Below are 242 nucleotides of genomic sequence, written 5' to 3'. Positions count from 1 at the left end.
GGCCACCAATGCATCGCCCACCTGTGGATACGCAATCGGCTTAGGTGATGGGCTTTTTAACCAACGCTTAAGCACGGTTGGATCTAAAGTTTGCATACTCTCTGCCACCGCAAGTAATTGTAACGCAGCAAGGTTAGCCGATTGTTCAAATTGCCCCAGTAAAGGTTTCACCAATAATTTTTTACCTAAGGTCATCGCCTCACTGGCTAACTCAAAGCCAGCATTGCCGATCACCCCACCAC

The 242-nt window shown here is 48.3% G+C and carries 1 protein-coding gene; it reads right to left on the bottom strand.

The window, feature by feature from the left end:
* A partial coding sequence (locus AAEY72_RS16075) for a glycosyltransferase family protein (RefSeq protein WP_352311672.1) occupies nt 1-242 on the bottom strand: 242 nt, incomplete at both ends.

Origin of the sequence: Psychrobacter sp. W2-37-MNA-CIBAN-0211, assembly GCF_040309405.1 — a bacterium.
In the GTDB taxonomy this organism is placed as follows: Bacteria; Pseudomonadota; Gammaproteobacteria; order Pseudomonadales; family Moraxellaceae; genus Psychrobacter; species Psychrobacter glaciei.
The sequence above is the reverse complement of the archived record's forward strand: the minus strand, read 5'-3'. Positions and strand labels throughout refer to the sequence as shown.